This is a genomic window from Cellulosimicrobium composti, assembly GCF_010287905.1.
GTDB classification, from domain to species: Bacteria; Actinomycetota; Actinomycetes; order Actinomycetales; family Cellulomonadaceae; genus Cellulosimicrobium; species Cellulosimicrobium composti.
This window is the reverse complement of record NZ_JAAFAN010000005.1, coordinates 93,279-112,296: the sequence shown is the minus strand read 5'-3', so window position 1 is coordinate 112,296 and position 19,018 is coordinate 93,279. Positions and strand designations below refer to the sequence as shown.

Annotated in this window: 20 protein-coding genes; 15 read left to right on the top strand and 5 right to left on the bottom strand. The window is 75.6% G+C overall.

Annotation, left to right across the window (positions count from 1 at the left end):
- Window positions 1–183: 183 nt before the first annotated feature.
- Window positions 184–921 (top strand): group I intron-associated PD-(D/E)XK endonuclease, encoded by a 738-nt coding sequence (locus tag GYH36_RS02655; protein ID WP_162289019.1) that lies wholly within the window; start codon window positions 184–186, stop codon window positions 919–921.
- A 150-nt stretch (window positions 922–1,071) separates the two neighbouring features.
- Here GYH36_RS02655 and GYH36_RS02650 read toward each other — a convergent pair whose 3' ends face one another.
- A complete protein-coding gene (locus GYH36_RS02650) occupies window positions 1,072–2,082 on the bottom strand; it encodes an NAD(P)-dependent alcohol dehydrogenase (RefSeq protein ID WP_246209129.1) in 1,011 nt (336 codons plus the stop codon).
- A gap of 129 nt (window positions 2,083–2,211) precedes the next feature.
- On the opposite strand from GYH36_RS02650, the gene GYH36_RS02645 reads away from it, so the two are divergent.
- The 6 genes from GYH36_RS02645 to GYH36_RS02620 all read left to right on the top strand — a co-directional run bounded on the left by GYH36_RS02645 (window position 2,212) and on the right by GYH36_RS02620 (window position 6,541).
- Window positions 2,212–2,793, top strand: a complete 582-nt coding sequence (locus tag GYH36_RS02645) for a TetR/AcrR family transcriptional regulator (RefSeq protein ID WP_162289018.1) — start codon at window positions 2,212–2,214, stop codon at window positions 2,791–2,793.
- Window positions 2,794–2,868: 75 nt separating this feature from the next.
- Entirely contained in the window at window positions 2,869–3,588 is a 720-nt protein-coding gene (locus GYH36_RS02640) for an Rv2135c family putative phosphatase (protein WP_162289017.1), read from the top strand.
- 55 nt (window positions 3,589–3,643) lie between these two features.
- A complete protein-coding gene (locus GYH36_RS02635) occupies window positions 3,644–4,192 on the top strand; it encodes an Rv2134c family protein (protein ID WP_024839751.1) in 549 nt (182 codons plus the stop codon).
- A complete protein-coding gene (locus GYH36_RS02630; protein ID WP_162289016.1) occupies window positions 4,189–4,974 on the top strand; it encodes an Rv2133c family protein in 786 nt (261 codons plus the stop codon). Before GYH36_RS02635 ends, GYH36_RS02630 begins: the two co-directional genes overlap by 4 nt.
- A 65-nt stretch (window positions 4,975–5,039) precedes the next feature.
- Entirely contained in the window at window positions 5,040–6,017 is a 978-nt protein-coding gene (glsA, locus tag GYH36_RS02625) for a glutaminase A (protein WP_162289015.1), read from the top strand.
- Entirely contained in the window at window positions 6,014–6,541 is a 528-nt protein-coding gene (locus GYH36_RS02620) for a GNAT family N-acetyltransferase (protein ID WP_162289014.1), read from the top strand. The genes glsA and GYH36_RS02620 overlap by 4 nt, the downstream gene beginning before the upstream one ends.
- Here GYH36_RS02620 and GYH36_RS02615 read toward each other — a convergent pair.
- A complete protein-coding gene (locus GYH36_RS02615) occupies window positions 6,489–7,874 on the bottom strand; it encodes an MFS transporter (RefSeq protein WP_162289013.1) in 1,386 nt (461 codons plus the stop codon). The two genes, GYH36_RS02620 and GYH36_RS02615, sit on opposite strands and share 53 nt — an antisense overlap.
- Window positions 7,875–7,984: 110 nt before the next feature.
- On the opposite strand from GYH36_RS02615, the gene GYH36_RS02610 reads away from it, so the two are divergent.
- The 5 genes from GYH36_RS02610 (at window position 7,985) to GYH36_RS02590 (ending at window position 11,910) form a co-directional block, all read left to right on the top strand.
- Complete coding sequence (locus tag GYH36_RS02610) at window positions 7,985–8,617, top strand: TetR/AcrR family transcriptional regulator (protein ID WP_162289012.1); 633 nt, start codon at window positions 7,985–7,987, stop codon at window positions 8,615–8,617.
- Complete coding sequence (locus GYH36_RS02605) at window positions 8,614–9,255, top strand: hypothetical protein (RefSeq protein WP_162289011.1); 642 nt, start codon at window positions 8,614–8,616, stop codon at window positions 9,253–9,255. The genes GYH36_RS02610 and GYH36_RS02605 overlap by 4 nt, the downstream gene beginning before the upstream one ends.
- Window positions 9,256–9,509: 254 nt before the next feature.
- Entirely contained in the window at window positions 9,510–9,911 is a 402-nt protein-coding gene (locus tag GYH36_RS02600) for a dihydrofolate reductase family protein (RefSeq protein WP_203231495.1), read from the top strand.
- Window positions 9,912–10,018: 107 nt separating this feature from the next.
- Window positions 10,019–11,290 (top strand): AI-2E family transporter, encoded by a 1,272-nt coding sequence (locus GYH36_RS02595; RefSeq protein WP_246209128.1) that lies wholly within the window; start codon window positions 10,019–10,021, stop codon window positions 11,288–11,290.
- Window positions 11,287–11,910, top strand: coding sequence for a DUF4334 domain-containing protein (locus GYH36_RS02590; protein WP_312028476.1), 624 nt, complete (start codon window positions 11,287–11,289; stop codon window positions 11,908–11,910). The genes GYH36_RS02595 and GYH36_RS02590 overlap by 4 nt, the downstream gene beginning before the upstream one ends.
- Here GYH36_RS02590 and GYH36_RS02585 read toward each other — a convergent pair.
- The 3 genes from GYH36_RS02585 to GYH36_RS02575 all read right to left on the bottom strand — a co-directional run bounded on the left by GYH36_RS02585 (window position 11,874) and on the right by GYH36_RS02575 (window position 15,778).
- Window positions 11,874–13,067 (bottom strand): NAD(P)/FAD-dependent oxidoreductase, encoded by a 1,194-nt coding sequence (locus GYH36_RS02585; RefSeq protein WP_115942585.1) that lies wholly within the window; start codon window positions 13,065–13,067, stop codon window positions 11,874–11,876. The two genes, GYH36_RS02590 and GYH36_RS02585, sit on opposite strands and share 37 nt — an antisense overlap.
- An 80-nt stretch (window positions 13,068–13,147) precedes the next feature.
- Window positions 13,148–14,662 (bottom strand): FAD-dependent monooxygenase, encoded by a 1,515-nt coding sequence (locus GYH36_RS02580; protein WP_081772215.1) that lies wholly within the window; start codon window positions 14,660–14,662, stop codon window positions 13,148–13,150.
- A gap of 30 nt (window positions 14,663–14,692) precedes the next feature.
- Entirely contained in the window at window positions 14,693–15,778 is a 1,086-nt protein-coding gene (locus tag GYH36_RS02575) for a helix-turn-helix transcriptional regulator (protein ID WP_162289010.1), read from the bottom strand.
- A gap of 145 nt (window positions 15,779–15,923) precedes the next feature.
- On the opposite strand from GYH36_RS02575, the gene GYH36_RS02570 reads away from it, so the two are divergent.
- The 3 genes from GYH36_RS02570 to GYH36_RS02560 all read left to right on the top strand — a co-directional run bounded on the left by GYH36_RS02570 (window position 15,924) and on the right by GYH36_RS02560 (window position 19,017).
- Entirely contained in the window at window positions 15,924–16,340 is a 417-nt protein-coding gene (locus tag GYH36_RS02570) for a VOC family protein (RefSeq protein WP_024839740.1), read from the top strand.
- Window positions 16,341–16,493: 153 nt separating this feature from the next.
- Complete coding sequence (locus GYH36_RS02565) at window positions 16,494–17,975, top strand: trypsin-like serine peptidase (protein ID WP_162289009.1); 1,482 nt, start codon at window positions 16,494–16,496, stop codon at window positions 17,973–17,975.
- Between the two features lie 40 nt (window positions 17,976–18,015).
- On the top strand, window positions 18,016–19,017 hold the full coding sequence (locus tag GYH36_RS02560) for an MvdC/MvdD family ATP grasp protein (RefSeq protein ID WP_162289008.1): 1,002 nt from the start codon (window positions 18,016–18,018) through the stop codon (window positions 19,015–19,017).
- The last annotated feature ends 1 nt before the right edge of the window (window position 19,018 follow it).

Genomic DNA, 19,018 nt, shown 5'->3' with positions numbered 1-19,018 from the left:
CCTGGGCACAGCAACATCCTTCCAGCCTGCTCGGCGAGCAAGCGATCTGAGATGTCACAGATCCGTGCAGCAGCCCCACCTGTCACTGCGGGCAAGCGACGGACTTGTCGATGAAACCCGCTCGCCGCGGAGTACCTCGGCGTCGTGCCGGGTTGTGGGTGACTCCGCCTAGGTTCGAGGACCATGGGGGCGAAGCGGACGTACACGGACGACGACCTGGTGGCCGCTGTCGCGGCGTCGACGTCCTGGCGCGGGGTCCTTCGGGCGCTCGGTCTCCTCGGAACGTCCTCCGCAGCAGCGCGGTCGGTTCGGTCCCACGCCGAGCGGCTGGAGATCGACTACGGCCACTTCACGGGCCGGCGGCGGTGGAGCGACGCCCAGTTGCGTGCGTCGGCGGCGGAGGCAAGGTCCTGGGCCGACGTGACTGCCGCGTTGGGGCTCCAAGGCGGGTCCGCGACCACGACGGTGAATGGCCACGCCGCCCGTCTCGGTGTTGAGGTTGACCACCTGGACTCAGCCTCGGCGCCCGCACAGGGTGTCGAGCTCGTCCCGGACATCGTCCATCTCAGTCGCGCGGGGGCTCTGCTCGCGGCGGGTTGGTACACCCTGTGTGGCGCGAACGTCTCCTGGCCCCTGGAACCCGCGCGGTACGACCTGCTCGTCGGTGCTGGAGCGGACATCCGGCGCGTCCAGGTCAAGACGACGACGACGCGGGAGGGCAGCTCATGGAAGGTATACCTCTCGACGTCGCGTCGGGGGCGCACGCTCTACGACGCGGAGGAGATCGATGAGTTCTTCGTCGTCGACGGCGACCTCTCGTACTACGTGATCCCGCTCGGTGCCGTCTTGGGAGTGCATGCCGTTCACCTGAGTGCTTATGAGCGCTTCCGGGTGCTGACGTGTCCCGCGACGCGGGAGTGAGCCGTGCTCTGCTCTAGCGCGGAGTGTCGCTGTCGAGGATGCCAGTGCGGATGCCCCCGCGTGCCGGGTCACCCTCACGACGGGTACGGGTCCAGGCCGGAGACCGGTGCCGGGGGGCGCGGCCTCCGGCTCCGGTCGGCGTACGGACCGTCACGCGCCCCTGGGGTCGACCGCCGCCGTCGACGAGACCCCAGGTGCCACGACAATCTTGCCATGCACGCCCCCCGCCTCGGCGTGGGCGTGGGCGTCCTGGATGCGCTCGAGGGGATAGACCCGGTCGGCGACGGAACGCAGTGACCCGTCCTCGGCGTAGCGTCGCAGCTCGTCGAACAGGTCGGGCACGGGGCGGCCCAGGAAGAACCGGATGCGTCGCGGGCCGAACACGGCGGACGCGGCGATGGTCGCGAGGCTGCGCCGCGGACGGTCGACGTCGAACGCGATCGCGACCATGCGTCCCGAGCGTTCCAGCTTCCGGCGCAGGCGCCACAGCTCGGTGCCACGCGTGTCGAGGATCACGTCGAAGCGGTCGAGGTCGGACAACGGTCGTCGGTAGTCGATCACCTCGTCCGCGCCGAGAGAGCGGACGAACGGGAAGCTGCGCGGGTGGGCCAGCGCGGTGACGTGCGCTCCCCAGGCCTTCCCCACCTGCACCGCGACGCTGCCGACCCCTCCTGCCGCGCCTCGAACGAGCAGCCGTTCCCCGGGCTGCAGGCGTGCCTTGTCCCGCAGGCCGATGAGCGCGGTCGCGCCGCCGGCCACGAGGGAGACCGCGTCCTGCGGTGTCCATCCCTGAGGCATCCGCGCGAGACGTCCGGCGGGGACGGCGACGTACTCGGCCGCCGTCCCGTCGGGACCGCGTTCGTCGACCGTCCCCCAGACGAGCTCGCCGGGTCGGAACGTGGTCGCACCGGGTCCCGTCTCGACGATCTCGCCGGCCAGGTCGACGCCGGGGTAGGCGGGGAGGGCGGTGCGCACGATCCATTGCAGCTTCCCGCGCCGTTGGGCGATCTCGCCGCCGTTCACCGTCGTGGCGTCGACGCGGACGACGACCTCGCCCGCGCCCGCCCGGGGGCGGTGCCGCTCCACGACGTCCAGGACGTCGGGTGCGCCGAATCGCGCGAACGAGGCGGCCTTCATCGGGTCTGCGGACGTGTCGGTCATCGAGGGCTCCTTGGGTGCCGTGGTCGTGCGTGTCTCGGCGACGCTAGGACGGAAAGTGGGCACCATCGCCCGTTTCGCGGTGAACTGAGAGGCCGAGCCTCGTGATCCTCTCGGATGGGAGCACCTGCCATGCCTGGTCCGTCGCGACGGGACGTCGTCCGCAACCGCGCTCGGCTCCTCGCCGCGGCCCGTGAGCTCTTCGTCGCCGAGGGGTTCGACGTGCCCGCGGCGGCGATCGCGCGCCGCGCGCACGTGGGCACCGCGACGCTGTACCGCCACTTCGCGACGCGGAGCGATCTCGTGGACGCCGTCTTCGACGCCGAGGTGCGTCACTGCCTCGCGCTGCTCGAGGAGGCGGTCGAGGTCGACGCGCCGTGGGACGGCGTGCGCCGGGCGCTCGAGGCGGTGGCCGAGCTCGAGGTCGCGGCGCCGGGGTTCGCCGGGTCGTTGCTCGCCGAGAACCGCGAGACACCCCTCATGACGACGTTCCAGCGCGCGGTGCGCACGCACCTGTCGACGCTCGCGGAGCGGCTCCGGGGCGAGTCCGACGCCCGCCCCGACCTGGGCGGCAGCGACCTGCTCCTGGCGCTGACCGCCGTGCGCGCCGTCGCGGTCGCCGACCGCCCGGAGGCCGTCCGGCACGCGCGACGGTTCGTCGACCTGATCGTCGAGGGGATGCGGACGAGCAGCGCGGGTGGGGCATCGGGCTGACAGCGGCGCTCGCGCCGTCCAGGAACCCGTCACGCCGGCCCGCGCCCGCCGTCGACGGGCGACTACGCTCGGGCCATGCCGACCGTCCTCCTCGTCCGTCATGGCCGCACGACCGCGAACGCGGGCGGGATCCTCGCCGGCCGCGCGGGCGGGGTGCGGCTCGACGCCACGGGCGAGGACCAGGCGGTCCGGGCTGCGAGGCGTGTCGCGGCCATCCCCCTCTCACGCGTCGTGACGAGCCCGCTGGAGCGGTGCCGCCAGACCGCGCAGGCGCTGGTCGAGCAGCAGCCGGACGTCCCGGAGACGACGACCGAGCACGGCATCACCGAGTGCGACTACGGGAAGTGGCAGGGGCGCGCGCTGAAGGACCTGGCCGCCGAGCCGTTGTGGTCGGTCGTGCAGACGCAGCCGTCGGCGGCGGTCTTCCCGGGCGGTGAGTCGCTGGCCGCGATGCAGGCCCGGGGCGTGGAGGCCGTGCGGCGCCACGACGCGGAGGTCGCGGAGCGGTTCGGGGCGGACGCGGTGTGGGCGGCGGTGTCGCACGGCGACGTCATCAAGTCCGTCCTCGCGGACGCGCTCGGCATGCACCTCGACCTGTTCCAGCGCATCGTCGTCGGCCCGGCCTCGATCTCCATCGTTCGGTACGGGCCGCACCGCCCCGAGGTCGTGGCGGTGAACACCGACGCGGGCGATCTCTCGTGGCTGCGCGGCGCCGCACCGGTCGGCGACGCCCCGGTCGGGGGCGGCGCCGGACCGGCCCCCGCCGACGACCCGACGGAGATGCGCCCCTCCTGACGTCCGACCCGTGACCACCCTCCACGGGCGGCGGCGCCGCTCGTAGAGTGAGGACATGCCCACTCTCGTGCACGAGTACGACTGGCCGGACCGCGTCGTCGTGGGGACCGTCGGCATGCCGGGGTCCCGCACCTTCTACCTCCAGGCCCGCGCGGGGACGCGGACGACGAGCGTCGCCCTGGAGAAGGAGCAGTCCGCCGTCCTGGCCGAGACCATCCAGCGCCTCCTCGACGAGCTGATGGAGGCGCCCGACAACCGGTACAGCGTCCCCGCGGACGTGCCGGCCGAGCTCGTCGACGACGACCCGCTGGACCTCCCGCTCGAGGAGGAGTTCCGCACGGGCTCGATGCGCCTCTCGTGGGACCCGCGCACGGCGCAGGTCGTCGTCGAGGCGTTCCCGCTCGTCGACGACGACGACCTCGACCCCGAGGCGGACGAGCCGGAGCCGGAGGAGGCGCTCGTCGTCCGGATGCCCGTCGGCACGGCGCGCGCGTTCGCGCAGCGCACGCGCGCCGTCGTGCGCGCCGGACGCCCCGCCTGCCCCCGGTGCGGCCTGCCCGTCGACCCCGACGGGCACGAGTGCGTGCTCCCCGACGAGGAGTGACGGTCCCGCACGCCGACCTCGACGCCGCGCCGCTCGAGGTCGTCGGCCGCATCCGCGCCGCGTCCAACGCGACGTTCCTCGCGCGCGTCGGCGACGTCCCCGTCGTCTACAAGCCCGTCGCGGGCGAGCGGCCGCTGTGGGACTTCCCCGACGGCACGCTTGCGGGACGCGAGGTCGCGGCGTACCTCGTCTCGGAGTCGACCGGCTGGGGGATCGTGCCGCGCACGTGGCTGCGCGACGGGCCGCACGGGCCCGGCATGGTGCAGCTCTGGCAGGAGGTCGACGCCGCGCAGTCGCCGGTGGACGTCGTCCCCACCGGCGAGGTGCCGGCCGAGGGCGTGCGCACGGTCCTCGAGGGCGTCGACGACGCCGACCGGCCCGTCACCCTGGTGCACGAGGACTCCGCGGCGCTGCGCCGCATGGCCGTGTTCGACGCCGTCGTCAACAACGCCGACCGCAAGGGCGGGCACGTGCTGCCGCTCGCCGACGGCCGCCGCCTCGGCGTGGATCACGGCGTCACGTTCCACGTCGAGCCCAAGCTCCGCACGGTCCTGTGGGGCTGGCTCGGGGCGAGCCTCGACGACGACGAGCGCGCCGGCGTGGCCCGGGTCCGCACCGACCTGGGCCCGGACCTCGACGGCGACCTGGCGCGCCGCCTCGCCGGGCTGCTCACGCCCGACGAGGTCGCGGAGCTCGCGCGACGCTGCGAGCGGCTGCTCTCCGCGGCCCGGTTCCCGCACCCGGAGGGGGACATGCCCGCCGTCCCCTGGCCGCTCTTCTAGGCCCCGGGGGACGGCACGCGCCGGTCCCGCGCGAGGCCGCAGGTCCGCGGGTAGCGTCGCTGAGGATGAGCCACGACACCCCCACCACGGTCTCGACCGGGTCCCTGCCCGGGCACGACGACGTCGAGGCGGCGCTCGACGCCGCCTACGAGCGGTTCCGCGACCTCGACGACGGCGTGGTCGTCGAGGACGTCCCGGCGCTCGCGGACGCAGACCCCGACCTCTTCGGCGTCGCGCTCGTGGACACCGCCGGCGCCGAGCACGTACGGGGCGACGCCCGGCACCGGTTCACGATCCAGTCGATCTCGAAGGCGTTCGTCTACGCGCTCGTGTGCCAGGAGATCGGCCACGACGCCGTGCTCGAGCGCGTCGGCGTGGACAACACGGGCGTGCCGTTCGACTCCGTCCTGGCGATCGAGCACGACGAGGGCCACCCCATGAACCCGATGGTGAACGCGGGCGCGATCGCCGCGACCGGCCTCGCGCCGGGGGAGTCGCGCGCGGAGCGGTGGGACTTCCTGGTCCGCGGGCTGTCGCGGTTCGCCGGTCGCGACCTCGCGGTCGACGACGCGGTGTACCGGTCGGAGTCGCAGGCGAACCAGCGCAACGAGGGGCTCGCGCTGCTCCTCGAGGGGCACGGGCGGCTGAGCGGTGACGCGCTGGGCGTCGTCGACGCGTACACCCGGCAGTGCTCCCTGCTCGTGGACGCGCGCGACCTCGCCGTCATGGGTGTCACGCTCGCGAACGGCGGGGTCAACCCGCTCACGCGCGAGCAGGTCGTCGACGCGCCCATCGCGCGGGACACCGTCAGCGTCCTCACGTCGACCGGGATGTACGAGCGGTCGGGCGAGTGGCTGTTCGAGGTGGGGGTGCCCGCCAAGAGCGGCATCTCCGGGGGCATCGTCATGGTCTCGCCCGGCAAGGGCGCGGTCGGGACGTTCTCCCCGCGCCTCGACGACGCGGGGAACTCCGTGCGGGGCCGGAGGGCGTGCTCGCACCTCGCGCGGTCGCTGGGTCTCGACCTCTTCGCGTCCCGGCCGTGACCGCCGTCCGGGTGCGCCGCGCGTCGCTCGACGACGCCGACGCGATCGCGCGCATCTGGCACGACGGCTGGGCCGACGGCCACGCGGGCCACGTGCCCGACGAGTTCTACCGGCACCGGACCGCGGCGAGCTACCCGCCGCGCGTGCGCGCCCGCCTCGCGAGCACGTGGGTCGCGGAGGCGGGCGGCGCGGTGCGCGGGTTCGTGGTCGTCGTCGACGCCGAGGTCGAGCAGGTGTACGTCGACGCCGCGGCGCGGGGGAGCGGCGTGGCGGCGGCGCTCCTGGCCCGCGCCGAGAGCGTCGTCGCGGACGCCGGTCACGACCGGGCGTGGCTCGCGGTCGTGGCGGGCAACGCGCGCGCCCGCCGGTTCTACGAGCGCTCCGGGTGGGTCGACGCCGGCCCTCTCGACTACGCGGCCGAGGTCGCCGGGGGCGTCGTCGTGGTCCCGTGCCGCCGCTACGAGAAGCCGGTCACCGGCGCGGGAGCAGGAGGACCGCGATCACGCCCGCCACGAGCGCGGTGAGGGCCGCGAACCCGAACCCGGCCTCGATGCCGCTCGCCGCGCCGCCGGCGACCCCGGCCGCCGCGACGCTCGACACGACGGCGGCACCGAGCGCCGCGCCGAACTCGTGGAACGTGCTGACGATCCCTGACGCGATCCCCGCCTCGTGCGGCGCCACCCGGCCGAGCGCCGTCGCGGACGCGACGACGAACAGCGCGCCGATCCCCGCGGCCGCGACCGCCATGCCCACCACGGAGACGAGCGTGCCGTCGAGGGTCGCGGGGAGCGCGAGCCCGCCCGCGACGACGACGGCGGCGACGAGCGCGAGCGGTCGCCCGCCCGTGCGGCCGAGCACGGTGCCCGCGAGCTGCGACCCCGCCATGGTCGCGAGCGCGACGGGCAGGAAGAGCAGGCCGGTCGCCACCGGCCCGAGGCCGTGCACGCGCTGCAGCAGGAACGAGCCGAGGAAGAACACCGCGATCATGAGCGCCGTCGCCACCAGGACGAGGAACGTGCCCGCGCGCACGGCGCGCCGCGCGAGCAGGCGCAGGTCCATGAGCGGCTCCGCGGCCGTGCGCTGCCGCCTCGCGAACGCGACGTACAGCAGCACGCCGACGCCGACCCGCACGAGGGTCGCGGCGTCCGTCCAGCCGCGGTCGCCCGCCCCGACGAGCGCGGAGATCACCGCGCCGGTGGCGGCCGTGACGAGTACCGCGCCGAGCAGGTCGAGCCGACGCCGGTCCGCGCCGACGACGCCGGCGGGCAGGAGGCGCACGAGCGCGACGAGGAGCGCCGCGCCGACCGGCACGTTGATGAAGAAGATCCACGGCCAGCCCGGGCCCCCCGTCAGGAGACCGCCGAGGAGCACGCCGATCGCGGCGCCGCCGCCGCTGAGCGCCGACCACACGCCGAGGGCGCGGTTGCGCTCGTCGCCGTCGAACGTCGTGACGACCGCGGACAGGGCCGCGGGTGAGAGCAGGGCCGCGCCGACGCCCTGTGCCACGCGCCCGGCGAGCAGGAGCCCGGGGCTGCCCGCGAGCCCGGCGAGGAGCGACGCAAGCGTGAAGACGGCGAGCCCGGTCAGGACGAGGCGCCGGGACCCGAACCGGTCCGCGAGCCGTCCGCCGAGGAGCATGAGCCCGCCGAAGACGAGCGTGTAGGCGCTGACGACCCACGTCAGCGCGCCACGGTCGAGCGCGAGGTCGTTCCCGATCACGGGCAGCGCGACCGTCACGACCGTGACGTCGAGGACGAGCATGAGCTGCGCCGCCCCGAGGAGCGCGAGGATCCGCCAGCGTCTCGGGTACGGGGTGGTGCGCGGGGTGGTGGTGACGTGCACGTCGGGATCTGTCATGACCGCCTCCGAGGTGAACACCCGTGTTCGGGTTGAGAGTGCAGCACGCTAACGCGTACAGTGCTGTTCGACAAGAGCTCGTACAGTGCTGTTCGACAAAGGAGGTCGACATGCCGAGCCACGGGGGACAGCGCCAGGCCAAGCGCGCCGACGCGCGACGCAACGTCCGGGCGATCCTCGACGCCGCTGCCGTGTGCCTGAGCCGGGACCCGGACGCGAGCGTCGCGGAGATCGCGAGGACCGCGGGGGTCGGTCGGGTCACGCTCTACGGGCACTTCGCGAGCCGGGCCGAGCTCGTCGACGCCGTGGTCACCCGCGCGATCGAGGAGGGCGACGCCGCGCTCGACCAGGTCGACCTCTCGGGCGACGCGCGCGACGCCCTGGTCCGCCTCGTCGAGCAGAGCTGGCTGACGATCGTGCAGATCGGCTCGCTCGTCACCGCGGCGTTCGACGCGCTGTCGGAGGAGCGGATGCGCGAGCTGCACGCCCGGCCGATGCAGCGCGCCGAGGGTCTCGTCGAGCGCGGGCGCGCGGAGGGCGTGTTCCGCACGGACCTGTCCGCGACGTGGTTGGTCGGCACGCTGCACCGGCTCATGCACGGCGCCGCGGCCGAGATCGAGGCCGGTCGCCTCGCGCCCGCGGAGGCGGCGACGACCATCGCCGCGACCGCCCTCGCCGCGTTCACCCCGCCCGGCCGGCCGGTCCCGGAGGTCGGCGCGCTCGCGACCCGGGAGCGGTCGTGAGCGCCGCCGGCCGCGACGCCGCACGCGACGCCGCACGCGAGGCCGAGCGCGAGCCCGAGCGTGAGGCGGAGCGCGACCGCGACGGGCGGGCCGCGGGGCGCCCGCGGCTCTGGCCGCTCGCCGCCGGGGTCCTGTTCGGCGCGGCGCTCGCCGTCGCCCTGGCGGTCGGGGTCTCCGACCTCGACCAGGTCGCGCGCGTGCTCGTGGCCGCCGCCTTCGTGTACCTGGGCTCCGCCGCTCTCGGCCGGCGCTCCGCAGCGTGGCCGCTGTTCGGCCTGACGTTCGTGCTCATCGGTCTCGGGTACGCCCTGCCCGGCGTCGACCCGCTGTGGGCGATGGTCGCGCTCGTCGCGGTCCTCGCCGTGTACGGGCTCGCCCGGGGCGAGATCCGCCCCGCGTGGGGGCTGCCCCTGCAGCTCGTCGCCCTCGTCGCGGCGGTCGCCGTCGCCCTCGCGGTCGCCGCCCTCGGCCAGCCCTGGGCAGGGCTGCTCGTGGGCGCAGGGCTGCTCGGGCACGCCGCGTGGGACGTCCACCACCTGCGGACGCGACGCGTCGTCGCGCCCACGCTCGCAGAGTTCTGCTGCGCGCTCGACGCGGTCCTCGGCGTGGCCGTGATCGCCCTGTCCGTGACCGGCTGATCGCCTCCCCGGCAGGTGCGTCCCGACCGACGAGAACGGCGTCCGCCCGGAGTCAGGACCTCGTGCACCCGATCGGAGGAGACGACCCATGCGCGACGTGACCTACTCGATGAACGTCTCGGCGGACGGCTACGTCGCCGACCCCGAGGGTGGGATCGGCTGGAGCGACCCGGCGCCCGAGGTGTTCCGGTACTGGACGGACGAGATCCGCGGGGCCGGGGACCCACCTGCTCGGACGCCGGCTCTACGAGACGATGAGCTACTGGGAGGACCCCGAGGCGCAGGCCACGTTCGACGAGGCGGACCGCACCTGGGCCGAGCTCTGGAAGGCGCTGCCCAAGGTCGTCTTCTCCAGGACCCTCACGGACGTGACGGGCACGAACACCCGCCTCGCCACGGGCACCGTCGCCGACGAGATCGCGCGCCTGCGCGCCGAGCCCGGCGACGGCGAGATCGCGATCGGCGGGGCGATGCTCGCCGCCGAGGCCGCCCGGCACGACCTGATCGACGAGTACCGCGCGATCGTCCACCCCGTGCTCGTGGGGGGCGGCCTGCCGTTCTTCCCGCAGGAGGCGCGCCGCGTCGACCTCCGCCTCGTCGAGGCCCGCACGATCGTCGACACGGTCGTGCTCCTGCGCTACCGCGTCCAGCGCTAGCGGGGCGGCCCCTCACCTCGGGCGTCCTGTCACCGGCACGACGACGCCCGGCGGGTGAGCCGTGATCGTGCCACGCTGGCGGTCACGCGCCACGGGAAGGAGACGGGATGGGTCTGGGCAGACGCCGGTCGGGGGAGTCGGGGGGACGCGACGCGGACCGGGTCGACGACGCGGCCGGGACGCGCACCGCCGACGACGGGCCCGAGCCGTCCGAGCCCGGCGCGGGGGCGCCCGTGACGGACGCGCCCGACCCGGCCGCCCGGGCGCCGCGCCCGGCCGGTGCCTCTGCGCCGTGGTCCGACGGCCTCGGCCGCGCGGGCACGCGCTCGGTGCAGGTCCTCGCCGTCCTCGCGCTCGTGGCCGTCGCCGTGTTCGTCGTCACCCGGCTGACCCTCATCGTCATCCCCGTGCTCATCGCGCTCGTGCTCGCCGCGGCCATCTCGCCCCTCGTCGGACTCCTGCGGCGCCGCGGCGTGCCGTCGTTCCTCGCGACGGTCGTCGCGCTTCTCGCGCTCGTCGCCGTGCTCGCCGGGGTGCTCTGGCTCGTCGTCGCGGCCGTCGTCAGCCAGTGGCCCGCGCTGCGCGACCAGGCCGTCGAGGGCTTCGACGAGCTCCAGACGTACGTGCAGGACCTGCCGTTCGACATCACCGAGGAGCAGATCGCCTCCGTGCGCGACTCCCTCGTGGGCCTCCTCCAGTCCGACGCCGTCGGCGCGGGGGCGCTCGCCGGGGCGTCCCAGACCGTCGACTTCGTCGCCGGGTTCTTCGTCATGGTCGTCGTGCTGTTCTTCTTCCTCAAGGACGGGCCCGCGATCTGGGAGTTCCTCCTGCGCCCGTTCGAGGGCCACCGGTACGAGCGCGGCCGACGCATCGGCGAGACGACGGTCCGCACGCTCGGCGGCTACGTGCGCGGCACCGCGATCGTCGCGGCGGTCGACGCCGTCGCGATCGGCATCGGCCTCGCGCTCGTCGGCGTCCCGCTCGTCGTGCCGCTGTCCGTCCTCGTGTTCCTCCTCGCGTTCATCCCGCTCGTCGGGGCCACGCTCGCGGGGGTCTTGTGCGCGCTCGTCGCGCTCGTGGCCGTGGGGCCGGTCGAGGCGCTCGTCGTCGTCGCGATCGTCATCGGCGTGAACCAGCTCGAGGGCGACCTGCTGCAGCCCGTCGTCATGGGCCGCACGCTGCGCCTGCACCCGCTCGTCATCCTCGTCGCGCTCACCGCGGGCACCGTGCTCGCCGGGCTCACCGGCGCGGTGCTCGCCGTGCCGATCGCCGCGTCGATCTGGCGCGCGATCCAGGTGTGGGACGGGCCGGACCTCCCGGCACGGTTCGCGCGCCAGAAGCGGCACGAGACCGTCGACGGCGCACCCGCGTCCACGTGACCGACGCCGCGGAGGAGCCGATGACCGACCCGGACGACGCCCCCGCGGCACGCCGCGCCCGCCTCGCCGCGCTCGAGCGCGGCACCTCGCTCGCCGCGGCGCTCGCGTTCTTCGACGCCCTGCCGCCCGCCGACCCGGCCGGGCTCGCCGGGCGCTGGCGCGGCTCCGGCGTGCCCACGGGCCACCCGCTCGACGGCACCCTCGAGGCGCTGGGCTGGCTCGGCAAGCGGTTCGAGCCCACCGGCGACGCGCACCCGCTCCTGCTCGCCGGGCCGCGCGGCGTCGTCGTCGACCTCGACCCCCGGGTCGTGCCGCTCCGGCTCGCCCTGCGGTGCGCGCCGCTGCTGCGCCGTGGGCCGGTCGCACGGGCCGTGCGCGCGCTCCTGCCGCTCGCCGGGACCCGCGGGCCCCGGGCGCGGGTGCGCGCCGTCGTGCACCGCGGCGTCACGACGGCCGCCATGACCTACGACGCGCTGCCCGTCGAGGACGCGTTCCGCGCCGTCGACGACGACACGCTGCTCGGCCTCATGGAGGCCAGGGGCATGGACCGCCCGTACCTGTTCGTGCTGCGCCGGGTCCCGGCTCAGGACACCTTGCCCTGCAGCAGCCGGCGCCAGTAGATCTCCGGCTGCAGGTAGCGGTCGAACAGGAGCAGGCTCCGCCGGGGCCGGGCAAGGTCCACCACGGGGAAGCCCGGGTCAGGACGGCGCTCGCGGTCGAACTCGGCGAGCAGCAGCGCGTCCCGACCCGTCGTCACGGGTGCGACGGAGTAGCCGTCGTACCGCTGCATCGACCGGCCCGTCCGGCGCGCCTGGACGTTGCGCGCCACGACGGGCACCTGACGGCGCAGCGCCCCGCCCGACGGCATCGCCTCGGCCGCGGCCGCGTCGCCGAGACCCCACACGCGCGGGTACGCGACGTGCTGCAGCGTGCCCGGGTCCACCGCGACGAAGCCGTCGCTGCCGGGCGTCGCGAGGCCGCTCTCGGCGATCCACGCGGGGGCGCGGTGCGGCGGGGCGAGGTACAGGGCGTCGTAGGCGACGTCGTCCGTGCCGTGCGGACCGCGCAGCCGCGCCGTGCGGCCCGCGGCGTCGACGGACTCGAGCGTCGTGCTCGTGCGCACGCGCACCCCGTAGCGCCGGGCCGCGGCGCGCAGCGCGGGCTCGGCGCGCGGGTCGTCCACGAGCCGCGGCGACGCGACGGCGAGCTCGACCCGGATCGCGTCGAGCACGCCGGTACGACGCCAGTGGTCGGCGGCGAGGAAGAGCGGCTTGAGCCCGACGGGCGCGCACGGCACGTGCCGGTCGGAGATCGCGAACACCGCGGTGCCCGACGTGAGCGCCGACAGCATGTCCCACGTGCGGGGCGCGAGATCGGGCACGTAGCTCGTCGCGGCGTGCGGCGTGCGCACGGCCTCCGCGGCGCCCGGCACCGCGTCCCAGTCGACCTCCGAGCCCGGGCACACCGCGAGGTCTGCGTACCCGAGCGTCTCGCCGCCCGCGAGGTGCACGAGCGAGCGCTCGGGGTCGACCGCGACGACCCGGTCGGCGTACCGGCGCACGCCGTCCGGCACGACGTCGTCCTGAGGTCGGGTGAGGTCGTCGAGCGTCGCGGTGCCGCCCGCCACGTAGGACAGCAGCGGCCGGTACCGGTGGACGGGGCTGGGCTCCACGACGGCGACGTCGCGGCAGCCGTCGCGGCGCAGGCGCCCCGCGAGCGACAGCCCGGCGTTGCCGCCGCCGAGGACGAGGACGTCATGGAGCACGGGCGTGGTCATGGCGGGCCGATCTGCCGGGGACGGGAACGACCCACGCTACGGCCGGCCGTCGCCGCACGCCGCCCGGGCGCCGTGCGGGCTCAGCCGTCGAGGAGGGCGAGGTACTGCGCGACGCCCGTCTTCGGGTCGTCCCCGACCAGGCCCACGTAGCCGTCCGGGCGCACGACGACGATCCCGCCGTGCGTGAGCCCCGTCGCCTCGGTGAGCGCGTCCTCGTCCTCCTCGGTGACGACGAGCTCGGTGACGCCCTCGGCCAGGTGGCGCGGCCAGCCGCGCGGGAGCACGACCGCGAGGTGCCCGGGCGTGCGCGCGAGCGCGTCGGCGACCTGCGTGCGCGGCAGGCGGAGGAAGTCGCCCGGGTGGACGGTGCGCCCGTGCCCGGCGACGACGGGGCTCCCGGCGTACCGGACGCGCTGCTGCTCGACCCGTGCGGCGAGGCGCTCGTCGAGCGACGTCGACTCGAGGCCCAGGTGCAGGACAAGGTTGCGCACGCGCTGCGCGACGGGGTTGCGCAGCGTGCCGAGGCGCGTGAGCCGGGTCGAGAGCGCGATGACGTCCGCACCCACGGGGTGCCGCTCGGCCTCGTAGCTGTCGAGGAGCGCGCCCGTGCGGCCCGACGCGACCGCGAGCGCGAGCTTCCAGCCGAGGTTCACCGCGTCGTGGATGCCGGTGTTCATGCCGAGGCCGCCCGCCGGGCTGTGGATATGGGCGGCGTCGCCCGCGAGGAAGACGCGGCCGACGCGGTAGCGGGGCACCTGCCCGTGCTTGAGCCGCAGCCGCGTGAGCCAGTGGGCCTCACGGACCCGCAGACGCACGCCGCGCTCGTCGAGCGCCTCCTGCAGCCACTCGACGGTGACGGGGCGGTCCGGGTCGACGCCGGGCGGCAGCTGGGCGAAGACGCGCGCCCGGTCTCCCGGCAGGGGGAACAGCAGGCCCGTCGCCTCGCCGGGGGAGAAGAACGTGTGGAAGCACGACGGGTCGTAGTCGTGGTCGCCGTCGACGTCGCCGAGGAGGAAGTCCTCGCCCGCGAACGACCCCTCGAGGCGCAGGCCGAGGAGGTGGCGGACGGTGCTGCGCGCCCCGTCGGTGCCGACGACGAACGCCGCCTCGATCGTCGCGCCCGTCCCGTCGGGCGCGGTCACGGTCGCGACCACGCCGTCGTCGCGCGCGTCGAGCGCCGTGAGCGTCGTCGACCGCTCGACGTGGACGCCGAGCTCGGCGAGGCGCGCGGTGAGCACGGCCTCGGTGTCCGTCTGCAGGAGCGACACCGAGTACGGGTGGACGGCGTCGATCCCGTCGAACCCCACGTGCGCGAGGCGGCGGCCGTCCGCGTAGAGCTCCATGCCGCGCGACACGACGGCGCGTTCCAGCACCGCGTCGAGCACGCCGAGCGCCTGGAGGTGGTCGAGCGTGCGCGAGTGCACGACGATCGCGCGCGACTCGGTGGTGGGCGCCGCGAGCGTGTCGACGACGCGGACGGCGACGCCCCGGCGGGCGAGGTCGACCGCGAGCGCGAGGCCGACGGGCCCGGCGCCCACGACGAGCACGTCGGGCGTCGGGGCGGGGGTCGGCAGGGCGGCGGGCTGCTCGGGCATCGGGACCGTCCCGGGGTCGGAGGTCGGACGCTACGACGGTAGGGGCTCGGGGGTCGTGCCGCGACCGGGTGCCCCCGCGTCCGGGCGGGCGCTCGCGGGCACGGCGCCCAGGCGCCGGGCGACGGCGGCGCACGCCGCGATCAGCTCGGCCGGGCCGGCGGCGAGCACGTCCGCGTCGAACGCGGCGACGCGCGCCGCGAGCCCCGCCCACGACCACGACCCGAGGCCGATCCGGCACCGGTCCGGGCCGAGCGCCTCGACCGTGCCGTCCTCGACGAACGGCGCGACGGCCGTCGCGGGCGCGGCGAGCTCGACCCAGCCGGTGCAGGGCCACGCCGCGCGGTCGGGACCCGCACCCGCGGACCCCGGGTCGCCGTCGGGCACCGCCGCCCCGGCGAAGCGCGCCGCGACGAACGCGCGCACGTCGCCGCCGGGCAGCGTGCGGGGCGTGAACCGGGGCCCCGCCGGGGTCCGCGGCGTCATCCGGTCGAGGCGGAACGTGCGCCAGTCCTCGCGGTCCAGGTCCCACGCGAGGACGTACCAGCGCCGGTCGCGCACCACGACGTGGTGCGGCTCCGCCCGCCGGGGCGGTGCGACGTCCCGCGCCGCGTGGTGCGTCCCGTCCTGCGCGTAGTCGAAGCGCAGCACCTCGTGACGGCGTGCGGCCGCGCTCACCGCGAGCAGCGCGTCGAGGTCGACGGGCGCGGGCGAGCCGCCCGGTGCCGAGGAGACAGGCGTGACGTCGACGGCGTCGACGCGGTGCCGCAGGCGCGCGGGCAGCACCTGACGCACGGTCGTCAGCGCCCGCGCGGACGCCTCCTCGATCGCGTCGCCCGCGCCGGCCGCCGCGGCGGTGCGCAGGGCGAGCGCGAGCGCGACCACCTGCTCGTCGTCGAACAGCAGGGGCGGGAGCTCCGCGCCGGCGTCGAGACGGTAGCCGCCGTCGCGACCGCGCGTCGCGACGACCCGGTACCCGAGGTCGCGCAGGCGCTCCACGTCGCGGCGCACCGTGCGGGGGTCGACGCCGAGGCGGGCCGCGAGCTCGCGGCCCGTGCGGTCGGGGCGCGCCTGGAGCAGCGCGAGGAGCAGAAGCGTCCGGCGCGACGTCTCGGTCATGGACCCATCCTCGCGCGCAATGCGGACACCATCCGTCCTCATCGAGGGAGAGGGTCGAGGGGCGCTCGGGTCACCGGCCCGTGCGCCGCGGCGCTCCGGGGAACCGGGCGTCCACCACGACCACCACGACCTCAGGGAGACCACCATGTCCGTCCGGACCACCCCGCACCTCAACTTCCGCGGCGACGCGCGCGCCGCGCTCGAGCACTACCGCGCCGTGTTCGGCGGCGACCTCGTCGTCACGACCTACGGCGACCTGGGGCAGGCGGGAGACCCCGCCGAGGCCGACCTCGTGGTCTGGGGCCAGGTCGCCGCGCCGAGCGGCTTCCGCGTCATGGCGTACGACGTCCCGGCCGACCGCCCCTGGAGCCCGGGCGAGGCGCCGTTCTTCGTGTCCGTGCGCGGGGACGACGTCGAGGAGGTCCGGGGGTACTGGGACGCGCTCGTCGAGGGCTCGACCGTCGTCGCGCCCCTCGCGTCGTCGGCCTGGGCGCCGCTGTACGGGATGCTCACGGACCGCTTCGGCGTGACCTGGGTGCTCGACGTCGCGGCGGCCCGCTGACCCGCTGGCCGGTGCGCGCCGCCCGCCGCGGCGCGCACCGGCCGGCGACCGGCCGCGCCGCAACTCACCCGTTCCGGGACCCGCGATCACGGCACGGGCGCCTCCTCGCGCGCTCCCTCCAGGTGCAGGGGGACCGATCCGAGGGGGGAACCCATGCCTGGAACCAGGAAGCCGTCGTCCAGGAAGCCGGCGCGCCGCGAGGTGCCGGTGACTCCGGACACCGTCGACGCGCTCTTCCCGCCGCTGCCCGAGCGGATCCCGCTGACGCTGGAGTCCGTCGCGGGCGACGAGCCCACGTACGCCGAGATGCTCGAGTCCATCTGCGGCGCGACCGACGACTCCCAGCCCGTCGAGCAGTACGACGGCACGCTGGGCGTCACGCAGGCGTTCGTCGCCGCCCACCAGAAGCAGGCCGTGCAGGTCCAGTGGAACAGCGGGCTGGGCGGCGTCTTCACCAACCCCGGGAACGTCGACGGCGTGCGGTGGGGCAGCGGGACGCTCATCGCCCCGGACCTCGTCCTCACGTGCGGGCACCTGTTCGACCAGAGCGCCGACGGGTGGGTCCTGCCGCGGCAGAACGGGTCCATGCAGGTCATCACGCCGCAGCAGATCGCGACGAGCATGCACGTCAACGTGCTGTACCAGGTGGACCCGAGCGGCACCCTGCGTGCCGAGCAGAGCTTCCCGATCGTCGCGCTCGTCGAGTACCGACTGGGCGGGCTCGACATGGCGGTCGTGCGGGTGGGCGGGAACCCAGGGGACACCTACGGGTTCACGGCCGTCGCGACCGCCAACCCGAGCGTGGGGGACATGCTCGCGATCATCGGTCACCCGGCCGGGATGCCGAAGCGGGTCGAGGCCGGTCCCGCGACGGTCGTGACGACGAACCAGATCCGCTACGACGACATCGACACGCTCGGCGGCAACTCGGGCTCGGGCATCCTCGGGCCCGCGGGCGAGCTCGTCGGGGTGCACACGAACGGCGGCTGCAACGCGCAGGGGACCGGGTCGAACTTCGGCACGGCGATCGCCGGGATCCGCGCGGTGTCGCCCACGCTGCAGGCGCTGCCCCACGGGGCGCGCACCGCGACCGCCGACGACGGGTTCACCGACCTCGCGAAGGACGTCATCGCGACCGTCAGGGCCGCCGACCAGATCGGCACGCTCCTGGCCGCCGACACGGCGCGCGCCGTGGACGTCCTGACGATCCGGCAGGCGGACTCCCACACGGTCGCCGACCAGGTCGGGACCTCCTTCTTCCGGGACCAGCCCGGGACGCCGCGCGCGCTCGACTCGATCTTCCAGGCCGACACGCGGTTCGCCGCCGACGACCCGGTCGCGACCGGGTTCCTCGGCGACGCGGGGGGCACGGGACCGGCGGACACCCGGGTCGAGGGCGTGCTCGACCCGGGCGACCTGTTCGACCCCGTGGTGAACCCGGCGGTCGCGCGCCTCGCGCAGGCGGGCGCGCTCGTCGGTGCCCGGCCGTTCGTGCAGGGCGCGGAGTCGCTCGTCGACGAGGGCGAGGCCGCCGAGGGCGACGTGGTCGGAGCGCTCGTCGAGGCCGTCGCCGAGGCGCGCGCGACCCTGGAGGCGGTCGAGGCCACCCTCGCCCGGCTCCGGGCGGGGCGGTGAGCGCCGTGGACCGGACCGCGGACCGCGCCGGGAGCCTCCGATGATCGGCATCGTGTCCCACGCGGACGACCTCCACACCACGGAGGTCGTCCGCCACCTCGACGCGCTCGGCGCGTCGCACGTGCTCCTCGACACCGGCCACGCCCCGCGGTCGGTCTCGCTCACGTCCACGCAGGACTCGGGCGGGTGGCACGCCGACTGGGTCGACACGAGCCCGGACGGCGTGGCCGCCGTCGACGCGACGTCGCTGCGGGCCGTGTGGTGGCGACGCCCCCAGCCCTTCGTGGTGCACGACGACGTCCGCTCGCCCCAGGACCGCGGGTTCGCCGTGGGCGAGATCGCCGCCGCGGTGGCCGGGCTGTGGTCGTGCCTGCCCGCGACGTGGGTCAACGACCCGGACCGCGACGAGGCCGGCTCGCGCAAGATGTGGCAGCTCCAGGTCGCGGCGCGTCTCGGCCTGCGCGTGCCGCGCACGTGCATGACGAACGACCCGGCCCGGGCGCGCGAGTTCCTGCACCGGGAGCCGGGGCGGGTGATCTTCAAGCCCTTCGGCGGCACGCCCGCGACGTGGCGCGAGACCCGCCCCGTGCGGGAGGCGGACCTCGACCTGCTGGAGAGCGTGCGGTACGCGCCGGTGATCTTCCAGGAGGCGGTGGCCGGCTCCGACGTGCGCGTGACGATCGTCGGGACCCAGGTGTTCGCGGCGGAGCTGCGGACCGAGGAGTCGGGGTACGCCTACGACTTCCGCGTCGACACCCACCACTGCCCGACGGCGGCGCACGACCTCCCGGCGCCGGTGTCCGCGGGGCTCCTGCGCCTCATGGAGGTGCTCGGGCTCTGGTACGGGGCGGTGGACCTGCGCTGCACGCCCGAGGGCGACTACGTGTTCCTCGAGATCAACCCGGCCGGGCAGTGGCTGTTCGTCGAGTACGCGACGGGCCAGCCGATCGCGGCGGCGCTCGCCGCGCTGCTCGCACGGCTCGACCGCGAGGAGGACGCGGGCACGACGCGCCGCCGGGCGTGGCGGGCGGGCACCGGGTGAG